The following is a 19,805-nucleotide window of genomic DNA, read 5'->3' on the forward strand; positions in this document are numbered from 1 at the left end:
GCATTCTTTCCCTACTCCCTTACTCCCCTATTCCCTTACTCCCCTAATGCCAGCGCGTCGGTGATCTCGAACCGCTCGGAAACGCCGACGCGGATCATGTTCAAGCTGCCTTCGCGCGTGTAGCGAAATTTATCCGGCGAGTCCGAGCCGGCGGGCATGCCGCCATGGAAGTTGATGACGCGCGTGCCGCCGTCCGGCCAGGTCACGGTCACGGCGCTGTCGCCATCCTTACGCGCGACGCTCACCTCGCAGCGGGTCATCGGCTGGCCGATGCGGCGCGCGCAGGGAATGCCGCCGGCGGCATCGGGGGCAGGGGTGTCGGATTCTTCGGCAGACGACGCCGAGGCCGCGAAGGCGAGACGATAGGCGTCCTGCATGGCGGTCACGCTGATGTCGGCCGCGGATGGCGGCTCGGCCGGCTCGCTGGCGCCCAGGCGCGACGCGATGTCCGGCTGCTCCTCGGAGGGCTGAGGCGCGGCGGCCGCAGTCGCCGGGACGGCGGCATCTTCCGGCGCAGGGGCCGGGTTGTTGGGGCTGAGATAGCGGGCGGGCGCCCATCCGGTGATGTGCGCGTCCTGCGTATCCTCGACCTTGCACCAGGGATAGTTGTTGACGAGCTTGCAGCCGTAGTTCTTCACGGCCGCGCCGTTCGGCAGGCGCGCCTCGATCTTGCCGCCCGGCGAAGCGGTGGCGCGAATGTTGAGGAGATCGTCGGGTGCCAGGCCGCCGATAATCGAAATGATCGCCGCCGGCGCCTCCTCGGCCAAAGCCGGCATGGCGGCCAGCAGCAAAGGGGCGGCGATCAGCAATATCGATCGGAGCGTGACTTTGCGCTTCATCCTTCGGCCACGGGCAATGCACTGCAATTGTCAGGCGCGACCAGAATCGGCGCGCCCACCTCAAGCCACGGCGTTTTTAGGGGAGGTTGCCGTCGCATGTCATCTCCAAAATGGACGCGTCGGCCTGGCTATGCTTACCTTGGCAGGGCACATGCCTTGGCGATTGGCCGAAATGCCCATCCCGTCGTCATCCTCGGGCGGAGCGGGAAGCGAAGCGTACCGCGCAGACCCGAGGATCCATGCTGTGACTTCAGAGCGCTGCTACGATGCAGAATTCTGCTCCGCTTGCACCCTTCGATCAAGGTAACGGCATGGATCCCAGGGTCTCCGCGACGGAGCTTCGCTCCTGCTTCGCCCTGGGACGAGGTTGAGAGGCTTTCAGCTAGTCCCCAGCGCTTGCGCTGATTTCACAGAAACGGCGAAAATCTCACCGCTCACCCTGCACCTTTCGAAATCCCGGTGTCGAGGAACCAGCCGTTCGGGATATGAGCTGCGCTCAATCCTGGGTATGAGCTGCGCTCAATCCTGCACAAATCCGGTTCGCAGCGCGTGCGCCCATTCTGGGCGTCCCGCTTGTTCGGCCTGCGTTGCGGCGGCTTCATGGTCGTAGTCCACGGCGATCGCCTCGAAGCGGTCCGGGCGGTAAGCCGCGTCCAGCTCGACGATGCCATAACGCGCATGCGGGGTGCCTTGCTCGGAGACATGCGCGGGCGGTGTGTCATCCTCATAGGCCGGGCAGCCGACGCTGCCGGGGTTGAAGATGACCGGGCCGCCCGGAATGCGGATCAGCTCGCTGCGATGGCTGTGGCCGCACAGGGCTAGGCGGCAGGCGGGGTCGAGTGCCTTCAGCCGACGTTTGATCGCGCCGAGCGGCGCGCGCACCAGCTGGCCGTCGACGATCGCATCGGCAAGGTATTTTTCGTCATGGTCGGGCCGGGCATGGAAGGCGACGACGCCGGGCGCGATCTCGAGCGTGAGCGGCAAGGCGAACAGCGCTTCGCGCTGGGCGGCGGTCAGCCGTTCCTGCGCATAGCGGTCGGACGGCCACATTGCCTCGTCGGCCGGGTCCTGGGCGACACGACGGTCGTGATTGCCGCGCACGGTCGGCAGGTCGAGCGCTTCCAGCCGCTGCATGGTCTCGCGCGGCCAGAGCGGGCCGGAGACGCAATCGCCGAGATTGACGATGAGATCGGCGCCGCCGCGCTGCTGGAGATCGTGGAGGACGGCATCCAAGGCCAGCACGTTGCCATGGATGTCGGCGAGAATGGCAATGCGCATCAGGCGTCGATTTCGGTATCGGCGGCGCCGACCGCGGGAAGTGCCTTGTCCTCGCCGGCAGCCGCGATCACGCTGTCGAGCAGTCCGGGGAAGCGTCTGTCGAGGTCGTCGCGGCGCAGCGTGATCAGCCGGCTGGTGCCGACCGCTTCGGTGCGGGTCACGCCCGCCTCGCGCAGCTTGGCGAGGTGGTAGCTGAGGTTGGTCTTGGAGGCGAGGTCGAGGAACTTGCCGCAGTTCATCGGCACGCCTTCCTTGCTGGCGAGATAGCGTACGATGGCAAGCCTGGTCGGGTCGCCGAGCACGGCAAGCACGATCGGCAGGCTGATCTGATCGGCAGTCGGGTGGGGCAAGGTCATGTCGCAGAATTAAGCACAAACTGAAACAACTTCAACGCGCCTCCTCGTCTTGCCGGTTTACACGTGCCCCCGGTTTTTTGCCGGTCCTGACACAGGGCTGTCAGCAGGGTTCGGTTATTTTCCCCTGGCTCGGTTGACATCATGCCCCGTTATGTCCAATTGTTCAATAACTTTTGAACTAAGGACATCCCCATGGACAAGCGGATCTATTGGCTAGCGCTCGGATCGTTCGCGATCTCGACCGAAGGCTTCGTCATCTCCAGCCTTCTTCCCGACATCGCCGCGGACGCGGGCATCTCCGTTCCGCTCGCCGGATCGCTGATCACCGCCTTCGCGCTCGCTTATGCGATCGGCGCGCCGATCCTGGCGACGCTGACAGGCGAGTGGGACCGGCGGCGCGTCATCCTGTGGACGCTGGTCTTCTTCGTCATCGGCAATCTGGTCGCGGCGGTGAGCTCGTCCTTCGAATTGCTGCTGATCGCGCGCATCGTCATGGCGCTCTCGTCCGGCCTGTTCGCGGCGACCGCGCAAGGCACGGCCGTGGCGCTGGTCGACGACCATCACCGGGCGCGTGCGATTGCCGTCGTCGTCGGCGGCACCACGGTGGCGGTCGCGGTCGGCGCGCCGCTCGGGGCGCTGGTGGCGGCGATCGCCGGCTGGCGCGGCACGTTCTTCGCCATTGCCGGGCTCGGCGCGCTGGCCGGCGCGATCCTCTGGTGGCGGCTGCCGCGCGGCATCATCGGCACCAGGCTGCCGCTGAAACGCCGGCTGGCGGCCGCGGTCCGTCCGGGCGTGTTGCCGATCCTAGTCACGACCGTGCTGGCGCTGGTCGGCGCCTTCACCGTCTTTGCCTTCATCGCGCCTCTCGCCATCGAGGGCGGCGGTCTCAGCCCGCTTGCGTTGCCCGGCATGCTGCTTGCTTTCGGCATCGGCGCAGTCATCGGCAACATCGCCGGCGGCCAGGCCGCCGACCGTTTCGGCGCGGCGCGCACCGTCTGCTGGTCGCTGGCGCTTTCCGCGGCGATGCTCGTCACCTTCTCGCTGATCCCGACCTTCCTGCCGCATTCGATCGCCGGGCCGGCGCTGATGGGCATGATGGTGCCGTGGGGTATCGTCGGCTGGGCCTTCCCGCCGGCGCAGGCGAGCCGCATCATCAAGATCGCTCCGGACGCCGCTCCGATCGTCCTCTCGCTCAATGCCTCGGCGCTCTATTTCGGCGTGGCGCTGGGCGCCGTGGTCGGCGGCGCTGTGCTGCGTTTCGGCGCGCCGGCCGATCTCGGCCTTGTAGCTGCGATCTTCCCGATCGTCGGGCTGGGTGTCGTGCTCGCCGGCCGCGCGTTTGCTCGTCCGGTCGCCATGCCGGCCGAATAGGCTCGGCCAAAACGCTAGAGCGGTTCACCGTTTCACGGAAACGCCGAACCGCTCTAACTCTTCGTTTTTGCGCAATTGCGGGCGGAAAACCGATCACACTTTTCCTGGAATTGCTCTAAGAACTCACCGACGGCCGCTTCTTCAGATGGAAGGAGCGGCCGCCGCCAACTCAAAATCCAGCGCGGCCACTTCGTCCAGCGTCGCGCGCAGCTTCGCGGCCCGTTCCACGCCGACCATATCCTCGAATTGCCGCTGGGCGGCGCTCCACAGCTTGATCGCCTCGTCGAGCTTTGCCTGACCCTGCGGCGTCAGCCGCACGCGCTTGATGCGGCGGTCGGCCTTGTCGGCAAAAGTCTCGACATAGCCATCGCGGATCAGCGGCTTCAGCGTGTGGCCAAGCGCCGACAGATCCATGATCAGCTCTTCGGCAATCTCGCCCATCGCCGGCTCGCCGCCGGCATGGATCTGGAAGAGCAGGCCAAACTGCGTTCCCTTCAGTCCCGAAGGCGCCAGCGCGTCGTCGTAGAAGCGGCCGAGCCTGCGCGCGGTGCGCCGCAAGGTGGCGTTGTTGCAACGGCTGAATCCGGGTTGCTGAGCTTCGGTCATGTCCACTCCTTGCCGGCGCGAAGGTGCGCCAGCCTGCCGCAGAAATAGTTTTCGCAACCGCCGTTGACAAGTTAGTGGCATATACCTACTTCGGCAAAAGTGGCATATGCCACTAATAGAACATAGGCTCGGCGGTTGAGGTGTCCATCGGCGCCGAACGTGAGCGAACAGGACGAAAAGGATAAGGACGATGAGCAAGAGCGAAAACAAGGGAACGGTCGTGATCACCGGCGCCTCCTCGGGTATCGGCGCGGTCTATGCCGACCGGCTTGCCGGGCAGGGCTACGATCTTGTGCTGGTGGCGCGGCGCGCCGACCGGCTGCAGCAGGTGGCGGACCGGCTGGCTTATGCCTATGGCCGCAAGGTCGAGACGATCGTCGCCGATCTCTCCGTAGACGCCGACCTGCGCCGGGTCGAGCAGGTGGTCGCGGCGGACGAGAGCGTGACGCTGCTGATCAACAACGCCGGCATGGGCGGCATCGAAACGGTGGCCGACGCCGACGCCGATGCGGCCGAGCGTATGATCAAGGTCAATGTCGTCGCCTTGACGCGTTTGACTCGCGCGGTGCTGCCGGGGCTGCTTGCTCGCAATCGCGGCGCCATTGTCAACATCGCCTCGGTGGTCGCCTATGGCATCGCCGTCGGCGGCATCTACAGCGGCACCAAGGCCTATGTCGTCAACTTCACCGAAGCGCTGCAGAAGGAGGTCGCCGGCACCAAGGTGAGGGCGCAGGTCGTGCTGCCAGGGCCGATCCGTACCGAATTCTGGGACGTCTCCGGGATCAGCCTCGACAGGATCAACCAGGACTGGGTGATGAGCGCCGACGACCTGGTCGATGCGGCGCTGGCCGGTTTCGCCCAAGGCGAGACCGTCACCGCTCCGGGGCTGGCCGATCCGGCCGGGCTGGACACCTATCTCGGCGCGCGGGACCAGTTCTACGGCAGCCTGTTCGCCGGCAAGCCGGCGGCGCGTTACGCCGTATAGTCTCTCTCAGGCTGGCCGCCACATCTGCAGGATCGAGGCGGCCAGCAGCAGGCCAAGCACGACGTTGAGCGCGCGCCACTGCCGCTCGGTCTTGAGCAGGCGTGCCAGCAGCGTGCCGGCCACGCACCACAGCGACAGCGAGAAGGCCGCCGCGAGGCCGAACACGGCGCCCAACAATAGCGCGAGCTGCAACGGGCCGTCGGCGAGCGCCGCGAAGGAAGCGGCGGCGCCCAGCCCCATGGCCCAGCCCTTCGGGTTCATCCACTGAATGCCGGCGCCGCCGAGGAAGCTGTTCGGCTTGGCCATGCTGACATCGAGATTGGGCGGACCGCTGCGGCCGATCCTGATCGCCAGCCAGATCAGATAGAGCGAGCCCGCGATCTTCATGGCGAGCTGCAAGGACGGGACGGCGGCCAGCAGCCCGGCGAGGCCCGCCGCGCCTGCCGCCGCCACGGAAGCGAGTCCGGCTGCGCTGCCGGTCATGAGCGGCACCGAACGGCGAAAGCCGAACTGCGCACCGGACGCCGTCGACAGCGTCGTGGCGATGCCGGGCGTCGAGGTGGAAATCAGCGCGAACAGGACAAGAGGGGTAATGGTTTCGGACATACAGCTTTTCCGGTCGAAGAAGCCGTATGCTAGGCGCCTTGTGCTATCAGTAAATGCAATGTTTGATATGATCTGCATTAGCAGTTATAATGGATAAATGATCCGCGATCTCGACACCACGTTTGTCCGCACCTTCGTCACCGCAGCCGAAAAAGCGAGCATGACGGGCGCTGCAAATGCGCTCAATCTGACGCAAGGCGCCGTCAGTCAGCAGATCAAGCGACTGGAGGAGGTGCTTGGCCAGACGCTGTTCGAACGCGACCGGCGCGGTCTGAAGCTGACGCGCTCGGGCGAACGGCTGCTCGACAAGGGCCGGCGTCTGCTGCAGCTCAATGACGAGATCATCGCCGAAATGGGCGGCAAGGCGGTCGCCGGCCAGGTGCGGATCGGCGTGCCTTACGACCTCGTCGGCACATTGCTTCAACCCGTGCTCAAGACCTATGCCGAGGCCTGTCCGCAAGTGGAGATATCGCTGGTCTGCGCCTCCTCGCCGGAGCTCGCGGCGGCGCTGACGGCGGGGACGATCGATCTCGCCGTCATCGAGGAGCGGGCCGGTCCGACGGCCGGCGAATGCCTGCTGGTCGACCGCCTGGTCTGGGTCGGCGCGAGAGGCGGCTTGGCGCGCCTGAAGCGGCCGCTGCCGGTCTCGATGGTCGCCGACACCTGCGCCTTCCGGCCCGAGGTGCTGGCAGCGCTTAGCGGGCATGGTCTGGACTGGCGCACCGTGTTCGAGAACGGCAACATCGACGCCACGACCGCGACGGTACGCTCGGACCTGGCAGTGACGACATGGCTGGCCTCGACGGTTCCCGCGGACCTCGACATCCTGTCTGATGCGGACCTTCCGGCGCTGCCGAATTTCGCCATCAACCTGCATCTGCCGAAACATGGCGTCGAGCCCGCCGCGCGAGAGTTTGCGCGGCATATCAGAGAAAGGCTGGCGTGGCGGCCGGTTGCGGCTTGAGCCCTGGAAGAAACTTGGGTTCCTCTCCCCCTTCCGGAGGGAGAGGAAAGGTGCCGGGGCCGTCCCGCTACTTCCAGTTCTTGCGCCGTTCGAGCTCGGCGTCGGACGGCTCGTCCTGCGCGAAGGATCCGGTCTTGATCTCGCCGCCACGCTCATAGGTCGCCATGATGACGCCGGTGCTGGAAGTCTGCGACTTGATGAGCTTGAAGGCGGCCGGCATCGCGTCCTCGCCGAACAGCCGCTTGCCCTTGCCCAGCAACAGCGGGAAGATCATCAGCCGGATCTCGTCGATCAGCCCGTTGGCGAGCAGGGTCTGGATCAGATTGCCCGATCCCTGGATAAGCAGGTCAGGTCCGTCTTCCTGTTTGAGCTGCCTCAGCCTTGCGATGACATCCGGCCCAAGCGATTGCGTGTTCTGCCAGGTGAGCGACCCCGGCCGATGCGTCGCCACATACTTGATCGCAGGGTTGAACGCACCCGCGATCGGATCTTTCTGATACGGCCAGTACGCGGCGAAGATGTCGTAGGTTCGGCGGCCGAGCAGCAGGGCGAAGGGCTTGGAGAACAGCTCGTCTATTGCCGCGCCCGCAACCTCGTCAAAATAATGGAACGTCCAGCCGCCGAATTGAAAGCCGCCGACCGGATCCTCTTCCGGCCCGCCCGGCGCCTGCATGACGCCGTCGAGGCTGACGAAGGTGGCGGCGATGATCTTGCGCATCTGTTTTCTCCTTTCATGATCCGCGCCGTCGCGGCCGGATTTCAGGCCAAGGACGAACGACGGGTTTCCATTTCGACAAGCGCCGGTAAGTTTTTAGCGTTTGCCGCCGGCGCGGATGGCGCGGGACGAGAACCAGACGTCGCCGAAGATGGCAGTGGCGGTGCGGTCGGGCGCCTTGTCTTCACTCAGCCAGATCGAGTGCGTACGGGCGGCGCGCTCGCGGGTCGGCACTTTTGCCCCTGGTCCGGCGACCCAGGCGCCGACACAGGGGATGAACCAGGAGCCCATGAACGGCTGGCAGGCAAAGCCTCTCTCCATGCGCGTGACGATCACCGCCAAGCCGATGCGCTCGGCGGGACGCCAGGGGAATATCATGCGGCCGCCGGGTTTGAGCACCCTCAACCATGCCGCCGGAGGGGCGGCGACACCGGCATTGACATAGATGATGTCGGACGGCGGTAGCAGGCTGGTGACCGCGTTGCCGTGGATGACTTTCACATTGCCGTAAGCTGCGAGATTCTGGCTTGCTCGCTCCGCGAGATCGGCCTCGAGCTCGAAGGCGGTAACGCTGCCGCCAGGCTCGACCAGCTTCGCCAGCAGCGCGGTGTAGTAGCCGGTGCCGGCGCCGATATGGGTGACGGCTTCGCCGGGCCTCGGTTCGACCTTGCCGATCCACATGGCGTGCAGAACCGGCTCGCCGTTGTTGATGCGCTTGTCGGCATCGAGCACCACAAGCACGTTCTGGTAGATGTAGCTTGGATCGGCGGTCGGCGTTTTGAACGCGCCGTCGCCGGCAAAGATGGTCCACGGTCCAGGCCCGAGAAAGGCCTCGCGCGGCACCGAGGCGAACACCTCCTCGATGCGGGGATCGGCGGAGCGCGCATGCGCGGCCATCAGCTTGGCGTAGAATTTTCGGGCGTCGTCCGATCCGGTCATGCTTCCAGAAGTTAGCGCGGCCGGCTCGGATGTCGCGGTTCCATCTCAGCCGGCGATGGTGTCGTAAAGCAGCTTGAAGTTGAGCGCCAGGATGATTGCAGCGACCACCCAGGCGAGCGCTGCGACGCTGCGCGGGATGGCGAAATTGCCCATTTTCTTCTTGTCCGACACGAACTGTACCAAAGGCACCACGGCGAAGGGCAACTGCATCGACAGGATGACCTGGCTGAAGACCAGGAGCTGAGCCGTGCCCTTCTCGCCGTAGAGCGCGGTCACGATCACGACGGGGACGATGGCGGCGCCGCGCGTCAACAAGCGACGCGCCCACTGCGGGATGCGCAGGCGCAGGAAGCCTTCCATGACGATCTGGCCCGCGAGCGTCGCGGTGACCGTCGAGTTGAGGCCGGAGGCGAGCAGCGCGACGGCGAACAGGATCGAGGCGATGCTCAAGCCCAGCAGTGGCGACAGGAGCTCGAAGGCCTGGCCGATCTCGGCGACATCCTGGTGGCCGGTGCCGTGGAAAGCCACGGCCGCAACGATCAGGATGGAGGCGTTGACGAACAGCGCCAGGATCAGCGCGATGGTCGAATCCGTGGTCGCCCACTTGATGGCGTCGCGCTTGCCCGCGTCGGTGCGGTCATAGGCTCGGGTCTGCACGATCGAAGAGTGCAGGTAGAGATTGTGTGGCATCACCGTGGCGCCGATGATGCCGATTGCGATGTAGAGCATCGCCGGGTTGGTGACGATCTCGGACGACGGCACGAACATCGAATGCAGGATGGTGCCGGCAGGCGGCGCGGCGACGAAGATCTGAACGGCGAAGCAGCCGAAGATGACGATCAGCAGCGCGACGACGAAAGCCTCGAGATAACGGAAGCCCCTGTTCATCAGCAGCAGCACGAGGAAGGCGTCGAGCGCGGTGATGAGGGCGCCGCCGATCAGCGGAATGCCGAACAGCAGCTGCAGCGCGATTGCCGTGCCGATCACCTCGGCCAGATCGCAGGCGATGATCGCCAGCTCGCAGGCGACCCAGAGCAGGAAATTGACCGGGCGCGGATAATAGGCGCGGCAGGCCTGCGCGAGGTCGCGGCCCGTGGCGATGCCGAGGCGGGCGGCCAAGGCCTGCAAAAGGATCGCCATCAGGTTCGACAGCATGATGACGAACAGCAGCGTGTAGCCGAACTGGGCACCGCCGGCGAGATCGGTCGCCCAGTTGCCGGGGTCCATATAGCCGACCGACACCATGTAGCCCGGGCCCATGAAGGCGAACAGGCGACGAAGCCACATGCCGGTCCGCGGCACCGCGATCGTGGCATTGACTTCGCGCAGGCTGGGCTGCTCGTCGCTGGGCCTGTCGAAACGCCATGCGGAACGGGATACTGCTGCTACTTCGGCATCGGACATGAGGATTCCATTGGAACGGATCGATCGTGCCCCTTATCTATGCCATGGCTCAACATTATGCAATAGGCTATATTTCATTGTTTGTGCTTTTGCATGCCGAGGGCCGGTTGCATGTGAGCGGAAATGCAAATAAACGGCCGGACCACCAGGGTTCGTGTTATGAATGCGATCCCGATTCAGGCTTCGGCCAGCCAGGAAGGAGCGCGTATTGGCGCTGAGGAACAGACCGGTTCGACGCGAAAAGCCGCTTCCCGATGCCGAGATCCACTCGGAAGGATTCCGGCAGACGCGCGAAGCGCGCCGCAGCGCGCTCGTCGAGGACTATGTCGAACTGATCGCCGACCTTATCGAGGACGGCAACGAGGCCCGTCAGGTCGACATCGCGGCCAGGCTTGGCGTCGCCCAGCCGACGGTCGCGAAGATGCTGACCAGGCTGTGCGCCGACGGGCTGGTTTCCAGAAAGCCTTACCGCGGCGTGTTCCTCACCGAATCCGGCCGCAAGGTAGCGGAGGAGAGCCGCATCCGTCACCAGACGGTCGAAGCCTTCCTGCGCTCGCTGGGCGTCAGCGCCGAGACGGCGCGCATCGATGCCGAGGGCATCGAGCATCATGTCAGCGCCGAGACGCTGGAAGCCTTCCGCAGGGCGATGACTGCCGCCCGCTGAGCCCGGTGCCCGGAGACACGGATCGGTTGCGGAGCGCGACGGTGCGGCGCCGCCGGCGCGAAAAATGCTGTGACTTGGATTATGCGTTGCGATAATTGTCTGACTGGGGGCGGTCGGCGGACCAATCCTTCCAGGACATCTGCATTGCGAGGAGTTGCCATGCTTTGGAGAGGCCGTCGTCAGAGCGACAATATCGAGGACGAGCGCAGCGATAGTGGCGGCGGACTCGGTGGCGGATTGGGTGGCAGCCCGGGTCAGTTCCGCATTCCGATCGGCGGCCGCGCCGGCGGCGGCTCGAGCATCATCCTGGTCATCCTCGTCGTTCTCGCCGGATGGTATTTCGGCTTCGATCCATCACAGATTCTGGGTGACGGCAGCGGCGGTCTTGTGCCGGGCGGTGGTGGCCAGATCACCGACAACAGCGGCGCGCAGGACAGCACCGGGGCGCCTGCTTCCGACGAGATGAAGCAGTTCGTGGCGACCGTGCTTGCCGAGACCGAGGACACCTGGACCGGCATCTTCAAGGCCAACGGACTCACCTATGAGGACCCCAAGCTGGTGCTGTTCAGCGGCCAGATCCGCTCGGCCTGCGGCTTTGCCTCGTCCGCGGCGGGGCCGTTCTATTGTCCGGGCGACCACAAGGTCTATCTCGACATGACTTTCTTCCAGCAGCTCGACCAGCAGTTCGGCGCTTCGGGCGAGTTCGCGCGGGCCTACGTAATCGCGCATGAGGTCGGCCATCATGTGCAGAACCTCACCGGCATCATGCAGAAGTTCAACCAGATGCGGCAGAGCATGGGCGAGGCGGAGGCCAATCAGATGTCGGTGCGGGTCGAGCTTCAGGCCGACTGCTTCGCCGGTGTCTGGGCGCACTACACCGCGCAGAAGGGCATCTTGGAACAAGGCGACATGGAAAGCGCGCTGAATGCCGCCAAGCAGATCGGCGACGACACGCTGCAGAAGAAGATGCAGGGCTATGTCGTTCCGGAAAGCTTCAACCATGGCACTTCCGCGCAGCGGCAGACCTGGCTGGCGCGCGGCTACAAGAGCGGCAAGCTTTCGGACTGCGATACGTTCAACAATCCGGTCTGAACCGGCGGTTTAGCGCCGCGCTCCTTCAGCGGCGTCGCCGGCAACGATGTCAGGATGAGGCAGTTGCCGCCGTTCGCTTATTGTTCCGGGCGGCAAGCTCGCCTATAAGGTGCCTCCCGCCTGTACCCTAAAGCGCGTCGCGCTGAACGGAGCCAGGTGACGCGCCTTAGGTTTTTGAATTTGCGCATGCCTTCATCCCGAAACCGGTTTCCACTTTCGGGAGACATACTTTGGGCGGCCGAGGAGCTTGACCACCATGATCGACCCCAAGACCGCCAAGCGGGGCCTTGCGCTCGTTTTCACCACGCTTTTGCTCGACGTCATCGGCTTCGGCATCATCATGCCGGTACTGCCGGCCTATCTGCAGGAACTCAGCGGCGTCGGCGTCAGCGAGGCGGCAATCGAGGGCGGCTGGCTGTTCTTCGTCTATGCGGCGATGCAGTTCTTCTTCGCGCCGGTCATCGGCGGCTTGAGCGACCGTTTCGGCCGGCGGCCGATCCTGCTCGCCTCGGTGCTCACCTTTTCCATCGACAACCTGATCTGCGCCATCGCCTGGTCCTTCCCGATGCTGTTCATCGGCCGCGTGCTCGCCGGCATCTCCGGCGCCAGCTACTCGACGACATCGGCCTTCATCGCCGACATTTCGAACGACGAGAACAGGGCCAAGAATTTCGGCCTGCTCGGCATCGCCTTCGGCGTCGGCTTCGTCATCGGCCCGGTGCTCGGCGGCCTGCTCGGCACGTTCGGGCCGCGCGTGCCGTTCTATTTCGCTGCCGGGCTCGCCTTCGTGAACTTCCTGACCGCGATGTTCCTGCTGCCGGAGACGCTCGACGAGCAGCATCGCCGCCGCTTCGAGTGGAAACGCGCCAATCCGGTCGGCACGCTCATCCAGATGCGCAATTATCAGGGCATCGGCTGGATCGGGCTCGTCTTCTTCCTGATGACGCTCGGCCACATGATGTATCCGGCGGTCTGGTCCTTCGTCTCCAGCTATCGCTACGGCTGGAACCAGCAGCAGATCGGCTTCTCGCTCGGAGCCTTCGGCCTGTGCGGCGCGATCGTCATGGCGACCGTGCTGCCGCGCGTCATCGCCAGGCTCGGCGAATGGAAGACGGCGGCGATCGGCCTCACCTTCACCGCGCTCAGCGCCTTCGGTTACGCGTTCGCAACGCAAGGCTGGATGATCTACGCGGTGATCGTCGCCGGCTGCCTGGAGGCGCTTGCCGATCCGCCGCTGAGAAGCCTCGCGGCCGCCAAAGTGCCGCCCTCGGCGCAAGGTGAACTGCAGGGCGCGATGACCTCGATCTTCTCGATCACCTCGATCATCACGCCGCTGCTTTATACGGCGATCTTTTCCTGGTTCACCGGCCCGCGCGCGCCGGTCGAGTTCGGCGGGGCGCCTTATGTGCTCGGCGCGGTTTTCCTCACGCTGGCGGTGGTCGTCTTCGTGACGAAGGTGGCCAAGCCGACGCCAAAGGAAGTCGAGCGCATGCACGCGCAGGGGGCCGTGACCGACCCCGCTTGAGCCGCGTCGTGGTCAGGCGCGCTCGGCCAGCGCCGGCTCGCCGCGCCGTTCGCGGATGAGGTTGACGAAGCGGCGGAAGAGATAGTGCGAATCCTGCGGGCCCGGCGAGGCCTCGGGATGATGCTGGACCGAAAACACCGGCCGGCCCGTCAGCGCGATGCCGCAATTCGAGCCGTCGAACAGCGAGACATGCGTCTCCTCGACGCCTTCAGGCAGCGAGTCGGCATCGACCGCGAAACCATGGTTCATCGAGACGATCTCGACCTTGCCGGTCGTGTGGTCCTTGACCGGATGGTTGGCGCCGTGATGGCCCTGGTGCATCTTCTGGGTCCTGCCGCCGAGCGCCAGCGCCAGCATCTGGTGGCCGAGACAGATGCCGAACACCGGGATGTCGGTCTTCAAGAGGTCCTGGATCACCGGCACGGCGTATTCGCCGGTCGCTTCCGGGTCGCCCGGACCGTTCGAGAGGAAGATACCGTCCGGCCGCATGGCCAGGATTTCCTCCGCGCCGGTCTTGGCCGGCACGACGGTGACCTTGGCGCCGAGGCCAGCGAGCAGGCGCAGGATGTTGCGCTTGACACCATAGTCGATGGCCACGACATGCATCGACGGCTCGTCCTGCTCGCCAAAACCCTTGTTCCAGGCCCAGGGTGTCTCGCGCCAGACCGAGGACTGGCCCGAGGTTACTTCCTTGGCGAGGTCGAGGCCGATCAGTCCCGACCAGGCAGCGGCACGCTGCTTGAGATCGTCGAGGTCGAAGACGCCATCGGGAGCATGGGCGATGACGGCGTTGGGCATGCCCTTCTCGCGGATCAGCACGGTGAGCGCACGGGTATCGATGCCGCAAAGCGCGAGGATGCCGCGCCGTTTCAGCCATTGATCGAGATGCCCGGCTGCCCGGTAGCTGGACGGGTCGGTGACATTGGCCTTGAAGATCGCGCCGACAGCGCCGGCGCGCGCCGCCGGGTTGAGGTCTTCGATATCCTCGGCGTTGGTGCCGACATTGCCGATATGCGGGAAGGTGAAGGTGACGATCTGGCCGGCATAGGAGGGATCGGTCAGAATCTCCTCGTACCCGGTGAGCGCGGTGTTGAAGCACACTTCCGCGACCGCCGATCCTGTGGCACCGAGGCCACGGCCCTCGATCACCGTGCCGTCGGCAAGCACCAGAAGGGCGGTCGGCTTTTCGGTGGCCCAGGGGGCTGTGATCGTGGCCATGACGGCACTCCTAGAGGCTGCTTCCAGCTCAACCCGTTTGCGGGACGATCCGCGCAGCAAACAACGCGCGGCGCCGAATTCGCGAGCCTGCGCGCAACCAGATTTTCAGTTCATGCGAGGCTCAGTACATAGGGGAAGGCGCCAAGGCGGTCAATGACGCTTGCCCCGAACGGAATTGATTTATTTCGCCAAGCAATATCAATAGTTTGCCGGAATTTGCCTTGGCCCGCCAGCAAAGCTATTGTCCGCCGCGATCGAAGGAGAAGCACGATGCGCGAGAAAATCGCCGAATCCATGAAGAGCGCGATGAAGGCGCAGGACAAGCACCGCCTGCCGACGCTCAGGCTGATCCAGGCCGCCATCCATGACCGCGACATCGCCAATCGCGGCGCCGGCAAGCCGGCGGCGAGCGAGGAGGAGATCCTGCAGATTCTCGCCAAGATGGTGAAGCAGCGCGAGGAATCGGCCAAGGCTTTCGAGGACGGCAAGCGGCCGGAACTGGCCGCGCAGGAGCGTGGCGAGATGGAGATCATCCGCGAGTTCCTCCCGGCGCAGCTCGACGACGCGGCGATCCAGGCTGCCGCGCGCGAGGCGATCGCCGCCACAGGCGCTGCCAGCCAGAAGGACATGGGCAAAGTGATCGGCGCGCTGAAGCAGAAATATTCCGGCCAGATGGACTTCGCCAAGGCAAGCGCCATCGTCAAAGGGCTGCTGCAGTAGGCCGACTGCTGCGGCAGGCATTCTTGCCGCTCCTGCGGCGAGGCCCATGTAAGGCTGGGCATCTAAGCCCGGCTCAAGCCGCGTCGGCGCTTTCTCCTGACGGGTGCATGCGGCATTTCCTTGCCATGAAGGAGGACACGATGATGAATCTCGCCCGCTATCCTCGTGTTGCGCTCGGCCACCTGCCCACGCCTCTCGAACGGCTCGAGAACCTGACCAGGGAATTGAACGGCCCGGAGATCTGGATCAAGCGCGATGACTGCACCGGCCTGTCGACCGGCGGCAACAAGACGCGCAAGCTCGAGTTTCTGATGGCCGAGGCGCTGGCCGAAGGCGCCGACACCGTCATGACGCAGGGCGCTACTCAGTCCAATCATGCGCGGCAGACCGCCGCTGCTGCCGCCAAGCTCGGCATGACCTGTCATCTGCTGCTGGAGGACCGAACCGGCAAGACCGATTTCGACTACAAGGAAAACGGCAATGTGCTTCTCGACCGCCTCCACGGCGCTACTATCGAGCGCTGCCCGGCCAATCCCGACATGAACGGCGAGATGGAAAAGGTCGCTGAAAGGCTGCGCGCCGAAGGCCGCAAGGTCTACACGATACCCGGCGGCGGGTCGAACCCGACGGGCGCGCTCGGCTATGTGAACGCGGCCATCGAGCTGATCTACCAGGCGAATGCGATCGGCCTCAAGATCGATCGTGTCGTGCATGCGACCGGCAGCGCCGGAACCCAGGCCGGCCTGGTCACCGGGCTGATCGGCATCAACAGCGGCGTGCCGGTGCTTGGCATCGGCGTGCGCGCGCCGAAGGCCAAGCAGGAGGAAAACGTCTTCTCACTCGCGTGCCGGACGGCCGAGAAGCTTGGCCTTGCCGGTAGCGTGAAACGCGAGGATGTCGTTGCCAACTGCGACTATATCGGCGACGGCTACGGCTTGCCTGCCGCCGATACGATCGCGGCGATCCGCACACTGGCGCGCACCGATGCCATTCTGCTGGACCCCGTCTACTCCGGAAAGGGCATGGCCGGATTGATCGACCTGGCGGGGAAGGGTTTCTTCAAGAAGGGCGAGACCGTCGTCTTTCTACACACCGGCGGCTCGGCCGGGCTGTTCGGTTATCCGACCGATCTCCAGAGCAATTTCTGACCAGCAGGTCGTCAGACTCCGAAGGATATTCAGAAGGCCGTATCGAGATGAGCAGCTACTACCCGCCCGCTCACCCCGTCGTCGGCGTGCTCGGCGGCATGGGGCCGGCGGCCACGATCGAGCTGATGCGCCGGGTCATGGAGGCGACGCCCGCCGCGGACGACGCCGACCACATTCATCTTCTGGTCGACCAGAACCCCAAGGTTCCGTCGCGCATCGATGCCCTGATCAACGGCACCGGGCCGAGCCCGCTCGACGAACTGGTGCGCATGGCAAAGGGACTGGAAGGCGCCGGCGCCACGATGCTCGCCATCGCCTGCAATACCGCCCATGGCTATGCCGCCGACATCGCCTCGGCGGTCCGCATACCGCTCCTCGACATGGTCACGCTTACCGCCGGGGCGGTCGCGCGCCGGCCGCTCAGCCGGCGACGCATCGGCATGCTCGCCTCCACCGCGGTGCTGCAATTGGGACTCTACGAAAGAGCGTTCGAAGCGTTCGGCATCGAAACCCGGTATCCAGACGATCAGGCGGAAATCATGGCCATCATCAAGGCGGTCAAGAAGGAAGGCGCGACGGCCGGATTGCGCAGCCGGTTCAATGTCGTCGCGCGCCGACTGATTGCCGGCGATGTCGATTTCCTGGTGATCGCATGCACCGAACTTTCGCTCCTCGTCGATGGCCTCGATGCCGACCTGGCGAAAATCGACGCCCTCGACGTGCTGGTTGCTACGATCGTCGAACGCACACTGCCTCATCGCCGGTGAGGGCCCAAAGACCCCCGCCGGTCCCACTCGTTTCATTGACCTTGCGCAACCGCGCTCTAGCTTCGACGCTACCGGCTTTTGTCATGACCGCCGGTGAGGCGGGCTGACGCGCATTATCCGGGAGTGGAGCGAATGAAGAGACTTTCCTTTGTCGTTGCGGGCATCACGCTTGCCATGCTGACGGCGCAGGCGTGGGCAGGCAAGATGGACGACATCAAGGCCCGCGGCACGCTGATCGTCGGAACCAAGGCCGACTACAAGCCGTTCGGGTACCGTGATCCGTCCGGGGCGATCGTCGGCATCGAGCCAGATCTGGCAGCCGATCTCGCCAAGCAGCTCGGCGTCAAGCTGGAATTCGTGCCGGTCGTCGCCGCCAACCGGATGGAGTTCCTGCAGCAGGGAAAGATCGACCTTCTGATTGCAACCATGTCCGACAAGCCGGAGCGCCGGAAGGTCGTGGAAGCAATCGATCCGCCCTATTATTCGGATTCGGTCAATGTGCTGATATCGAACCGCGCCAAGATCAAGTCCTGGGAGGACCTGAAGGACAAGCCGCTCTGCGCGACGATCGGCTCGTTTTACAACAAGTCGGTCGCCGAGAAATATGGCGCCAAGATCGTCGGGCTCGATGGCTCCGACAAGCCGTTGGTCGCGCTGAAGCAGGGCAATTGCGTAGGCTATCTTTATGACCAGACATTCATTCAAGGCAAACTGCTCGATAAGCAATGGTCCGCCGATTATTCCATGCCGCTGCAGGGCATCATGGAGACTCCTTGGATCATGGCCGTGGCGCCGGGCAATGACGACCTGAGGGATTTCGTTTCCAAGGCCACGATCGAGTGGATGAAAAAGGGCACGATCGTCGAGCTCGAACAGAAGTGGGGCATCACGCCCACCGATTATTCAAAGCGCATGCACGACAAGTACAAGAACCAGAGCTGACATGCCTCGAGCGACCGGCGCGCTCGTGGAAAGACCGCGCGCCTTGGTTGCCTCTGCCAGTGGGTGATATGCATGCAGGAAATCGCCGCTTGGTTTCGTAGCCTCTACGAAACTACAGGGCTGAATTTCACGATCTTCTACGATCCCTACGATGCGACCCAGTTCGCCAGGGGCGTCGGCATGACGATCTATCTGAGCGTCGTGTCGATCCTCATCAGCCTCGTCGTGGGGGTGATCGGCGCCTGGCTGCAAAGCTCGCGGATCGGGATCGTGCGCGGCCTCGTCGAGATATTCGTCGTCATTTTCCGCAACACGCCGCCCTTGGTTCAGATCTTCTTCTTCTATTTCGGCATGGGCGAGCTGCTGCCAGCCACCTACAACGACATCGGCCTGCGTGAGCCGCTGCTTAGCAACGTGCAGTGGGCGATCATTTCCCTTTCCCTGTTTGCCGGCGCCTTCAACATCGAAATCTTCCGGTCCGGAATCGAAGCAGTGCCTCAAACCACGGTGGAGGCGGCCGAAGCCCTCGGCTATACGCGCCTCGGCGCTTACCGCCATGTCGTCCTGCCGCTGGCGTTGCGCGTCTGCCTGCCGGCGTTGAACAACAATCTGGTCAACCTGCTGAAGACCACGACGCTTGCCTATGCCATCGCGGTTCCCGAGGCGCTTTATGCGGTCACGCAAATCTGGGCGGAATCGCAGAACGTGACGGAAATGATGTGCGTGCTGTTGGCTACGTTCGTTCTGCTGGTCGGCGTGCTCGTATGGGTCATGCACCGCTGGGAGCGGTCGCTGCGCATCCCGGGATTCGGCCAATGACGGAAGGGCGCATCAAACCGATGACCGACCTGGCCGTGCTGCTGCCGGTTCGGCCACCTTCCGTGCCGGCTTTGCGGTTTCGCGCCTGGCACGGCCTGGCTTTGATCGCGGCAGTGCTTTTGTTCGCGCCCGCCGCCGGTGCCCAGACGGGTTCGGAAGAGCTGTCGATAGTCGGCGTCATCATCAAATGGATGCCGCTGCTTTTGACCGGCTTCGGCTTCAATCTTCTTATTTCCGTGCTGTCGATGGCGCTGGGCACGATCGTGGGTCTTGGCCTTGGTCTGCTGCAGCTGAGCGAGTTCCACTGGCTCAGCCGCTGCGCGTGGGTGCTGACCCAGTTCTTCCGCAACGCGCCATGGTTGGTGCTGCTGTTCTTCGCCATGTACCTCATCCCCTACCAGTTCCGCATCGGCGACGTCACGGTTCCGTTTCCTGACTGGGTCAAGGCGGTCATCGGCTTCGCGCTGCCGGTCATGGCCAATGTCGCCGAGATCGTGCGCGGGGCGGTGCAATCCATTTCCAGCGGCCAATGGGAAGCGGCCGACTCGCTGGCCTTCACCCGCCGGCAGACGATGTGGATGATCATCTTGCCGCAATGCGTGAAGCGGATGCTGCCACCCTGGATGAACCTCTATTCGCTCGTCACGATGGCGACGGTGCTGGCCTCGGTCGTGGGCATCAACGAGATGCTGACCCTGACCGCGCAGGTTCACAATGCCGAAGGCGGCCGAACGGACCTTTTGGCGCCGCTCTACGCTTTCGCGCTGCTGTGCTTCTTCATCTACTGCTACCCGATCAATCTTTGGACTGTCCGTCTCGAGCGGCGCTTCAACGTCAAGAGCTGAGC

Annotated in this window: 21 protein-coding genes; 12 read left to right on the forward strand and 9 right to left on the reverse strand. The window is 64.4% G+C overall.

Going from position 1 to position 19,805, the window contains the following annotated elements; translation table 11 throughout:
- Positions 1 to 35: 35 nt before the first annotated feature.
- The 3 genes from QAZ22_RS13455 to QAZ22_RS13465 form a co-directional block, all read right to left on the reverse strand.
- Positions 36 to 809 (reverse strand): SH3 domain-containing protein, encoded by a 774-nt coding sequence (locus tag QAZ22_RS13455; protein WP_347566941.1) that lies wholly within the window; start codon positions 807 to 809, stop codon positions 36 to 38.
- A 549-nt stretch (positions 810 to 1,358) separates the two neighbouring features.
- Entirely contained in the window at positions 1,359 to 2,117 is a 759-nt protein-coding gene (locus QAZ22_RS13460; RefSeq protein WP_278207249.1) for a metallophosphoesterase family protein, read from the reverse strand.
- Positions 2,117 to 2,473: a helix-turn-helix transcriptional regulator gene (locus QAZ22_RS13465; RefSeq protein WP_278074869.1), complete on the reverse strand. Its 357-nt coding sequence runs from the start codon at positions 2,471 to 2,473 to the stop codon at positions 2,117 to 2,119. The genes QAZ22_RS13460 and QAZ22_RS13465 overlap by 1 nt, the downstream gene beginning before the upstream one ends.
- A gap of 192 nt (positions 2,474 to 2,665) precedes the next feature.
- Here QAZ22_RS13465 and QAZ22_RS13470 point away from each other — a divergent pair, with 192 nt between their 5' ends.
- Positions 2,666 to 3,844, forward strand: coding sequence for an MFS transporter (locus tag QAZ22_RS13470; protein ID WP_278207250.1), 1,179 nt, complete (start codon positions 2,666 to 2,668; stop codon positions 3,842 to 3,844).
- A 141-nt stretch (positions 3,845 to 3,985) separates the two neighbouring features.
- On the opposite strand, the gene QAZ22_RS13475 is transcribed toward QAZ22_RS13470, so the two are convergent.
- The gene (locus tag QAZ22_RS13475; protein WP_278207251.1) at positions 3,986 to 4,450 is read right to left on the reverse strand and encodes a MarR family winged helix-turn-helix transcriptional regulator; all 465 of its coding nucleotides are present in this window, start codon (positions 4,448 to 4,450) and stop codon (positions 3,986 to 3,988) included.
- Between the two features lie 190 nt (positions 4,451 to 4,640).
- Between QAZ22_RS13475 and QAZ22_RS13480 the strand changes: the two genes are divergently transcribed.
- Positions 4,641 to 5,435 (forward strand): SDR family oxidoreductase, encoded by a 795-nt coding sequence (locus QAZ22_RS13480; RefSeq protein WP_278207252.1) that lies wholly within the window; start codon positions 4,641 to 4,643, stop codon positions 5,433 to 5,435.
- A gap of 6 nt (positions 5,436 to 5,441) precedes the next feature.
- On the opposite strand, the gene QAZ22_RS13485 is transcribed toward QAZ22_RS13480, so the two are convergent.
- A complete protein-coding gene (locus QAZ22_RS13485; protein WP_278207253.1) occupies positions 5,442 to 6,041 on the reverse strand; it encodes a LysE family translocator in 600 nt (199 codons plus the stop codon).
- A gap of 97 nt (positions 6,042 to 6,138) precedes the next feature.
- On the opposite strand from QAZ22_RS13485, the gene QAZ22_RS13490 reads away from it, so the two are divergent.
- Complete coding sequence (locus tag QAZ22_RS13490; protein ID WP_278207254.1) at positions 6,139 to 7,005, forward strand: LysR family transcriptional regulator; 867 nt, start codon at positions 6,139 to 6,141, stop codon at positions 7,003 to 7,005.
- Between the two features lie 67 nt (positions 7,006 to 7,072).
- Here QAZ22_RS13490 and QAZ22_RS13495 read toward each other — a convergent pair whose 3' ends face one another.
- The 3 genes from QAZ22_RS13495 to QAZ22_RS13505 all read right to left on the reverse strand — a co-directional run bounded on the left by QAZ22_RS13495 (position 7,073) and on the right by QAZ22_RS13505 (position 10,063).
- Positions 7,073 to 7,723: a dihydrofolate reductase family protein gene (locus QAZ22_RS13495; RefSeq protein ID WP_278207256.1), complete on the reverse strand. Its 651-nt coding sequence runs from the start codon at positions 7,721 to 7,723 to the stop codon at positions 7,073 to 7,075.
- 93 nt (positions 7,724 to 7,816) lie between these two features.
- Complete coding sequence (locus QAZ22_RS13500; RefSeq protein ID WP_278207257.1) at positions 7,817 to 8,659, reverse strand: rRNA adenine N-6-methyltransferase family protein; 843 nt, start codon at positions 8,657 to 8,659, stop codon at positions 7,817 to 7,819.
- Positions 8,660 to 8,704: 45 nt separating this feature from the next.
- Positions 8,705 to 10,063, reverse strand: a complete 1,359-nt coding sequence (locus tag QAZ22_RS13505; RefSeq protein WP_278207258.1) for an Nramp family divalent metal transporter — start codon at positions 10,061 to 10,063, stop codon at positions 8,705 to 8,707.
- Positions 10,064 to 10,271: 208 nt separating this feature from the next.
- Between QAZ22_RS13505 and mntR the strand changes: the two genes are divergently transcribed.
- The 3 genes from mntR to QAZ22_RS13520 all read left to right on the forward strand — a co-directional run bounded on the left by mntR (position 10,272) and on the right by QAZ22_RS13520 (position 13,344).
- Positions 10,272 to 10,727 carry a manganese-binding transcriptional regulator MntR gene (gene mntR, locus QAZ22_RS13510; protein ID WP_278074860.1) on the forward strand — a complete coding sequence of 152 codons (456 nt, stop codon included), beginning with the start codon at positions 10,272 to 10,274 and terminating at the stop codon, positions 10,725 to 10,727.
- A gap of 159 nt (positions 10,728 to 10,886) precedes the next feature.
- The gene (locus QAZ22_RS13515; RefSeq protein WP_278207259.1) at positions 10,887 to 11,819 is read left to right on the forward strand and encodes a neutral zinc metallopeptidase; all 933 of its coding nucleotides are present in this window, start codon (positions 10,887 to 10,889) and stop codon (positions 11,817 to 11,819) included.
- Between the two features lie 256 nt (positions 11,820 to 12,075).
- Entirely contained in the window at positions 12,076 to 13,344 is a 1,269-nt protein-coding gene (locus tag QAZ22_RS13520) for a TCR/Tet family MFS transporter (protein ID WP_278207260.1), read from the forward strand.
- Positions 13,345 to 13,356: 12 nt separating this feature from the next.
- On the opposite strand, the gene carA is transcribed toward QAZ22_RS13520, so the two are convergent.
- Positions 13,357 to 14,562, reverse strand: a complete 1,206-nt coding sequence (gene carA / locus QAZ22_RS13525; protein WP_278207261.1) for a glutamine-hydrolyzing carbamoyl-phosphate synthase small subunit — start codon at positions 14,560 to 14,562, stop codon at positions 13,357 to 13,359.
- Between the two features lie 270 nt (positions 14,563 to 14,832).
- Between carA and QAZ22_RS13530 the strand changes: the two genes are divergently transcribed.
- The 6 genes from QAZ22_RS13530 to QAZ22_RS13555 all read left to right on the forward strand — a co-directional run bounded on the left by QAZ22_RS13530 (position 14,833) and on the right by QAZ22_RS13555 (position 19,803).
- Positions 14,833 to 15,282 carry a GatB/YqeY domain-containing protein gene (locus tag QAZ22_RS13530; RefSeq protein WP_278207262.1) on the forward strand — a complete coding sequence of 150 codons (450 nt, stop codon included), beginning with the start codon at positions 14,833 to 14,835 and terminating at the stop codon, positions 15,280 to 15,282.
- Between the two features lie 143 nt (positions 15,283 to 15,425).
- Positions 15,426 to 16,430, forward strand: coding sequence for a D-cysteine desulfhydrase (locus QAZ22_RS13535; protein ID WP_278207837.1), 1,005 nt, complete (start codon positions 15,426 to 15,428; stop codon positions 16,428 to 16,430).
- A 47-nt stretch (positions 16,431 to 16,477) separates the two neighbouring features.
- Positions 16,478 to 17,197, forward strand: a complete 720-nt coding sequence (locus tag QAZ22_RS13540; RefSeq protein ID WP_278207263.1) for an amino acid racemase — start codon at positions 16,478 to 16,480, stop codon at positions 17,195 to 17,197.
- A gap of 132 nt (positions 17,198 to 17,329) precedes the next feature.
- Positions 17,330 to 18,139 (forward strand): transporter substrate-binding domain-containing protein, encoded by an 810-nt coding sequence (locus tag QAZ22_RS13545; RefSeq protein ID WP_278207264.1) that lies wholly within the window; start codon positions 17,330 to 17,332, stop codon positions 18,137 to 18,139.
- A gap of 72 nt (positions 18,140 to 18,211) precedes the next feature.
- Positions 18,212 to 18,958 carry an amino acid ABC transporter permease gene (locus QAZ22_RS13550; RefSeq protein WP_278207265.1) on the forward strand — a complete coding sequence of 249 codons (747 nt, stop codon included), beginning with the start codon at positions 18,212 to 18,214 and terminating at the stop codon, positions 18,956 to 18,958.
- Positions 18,955 to 19,803, forward strand: a complete 849-nt coding sequence (locus QAZ22_RS13555; RefSeq protein WP_278207266.1) for an amino acid ABC transporter permease — start codon at positions 18,955 to 18,957, stop codon at positions 19,801 to 19,803. Before QAZ22_RS13550 ends, QAZ22_RS13555 begins: the two co-directional genes overlap by 4 nt.
- The last annotated feature ends 2 nt before the right edge of the window (positions 19,804 to 19,805 follow it).

This window comes from Mesorhizobium sp. WSM4906, from assembly GCF_029674625.1.
Lineage (GTDB): Bacteria > Pseudomonadota > Alphaproteobacteria > Rhizobiales > Rhizobiaceae > Mesorhizobium.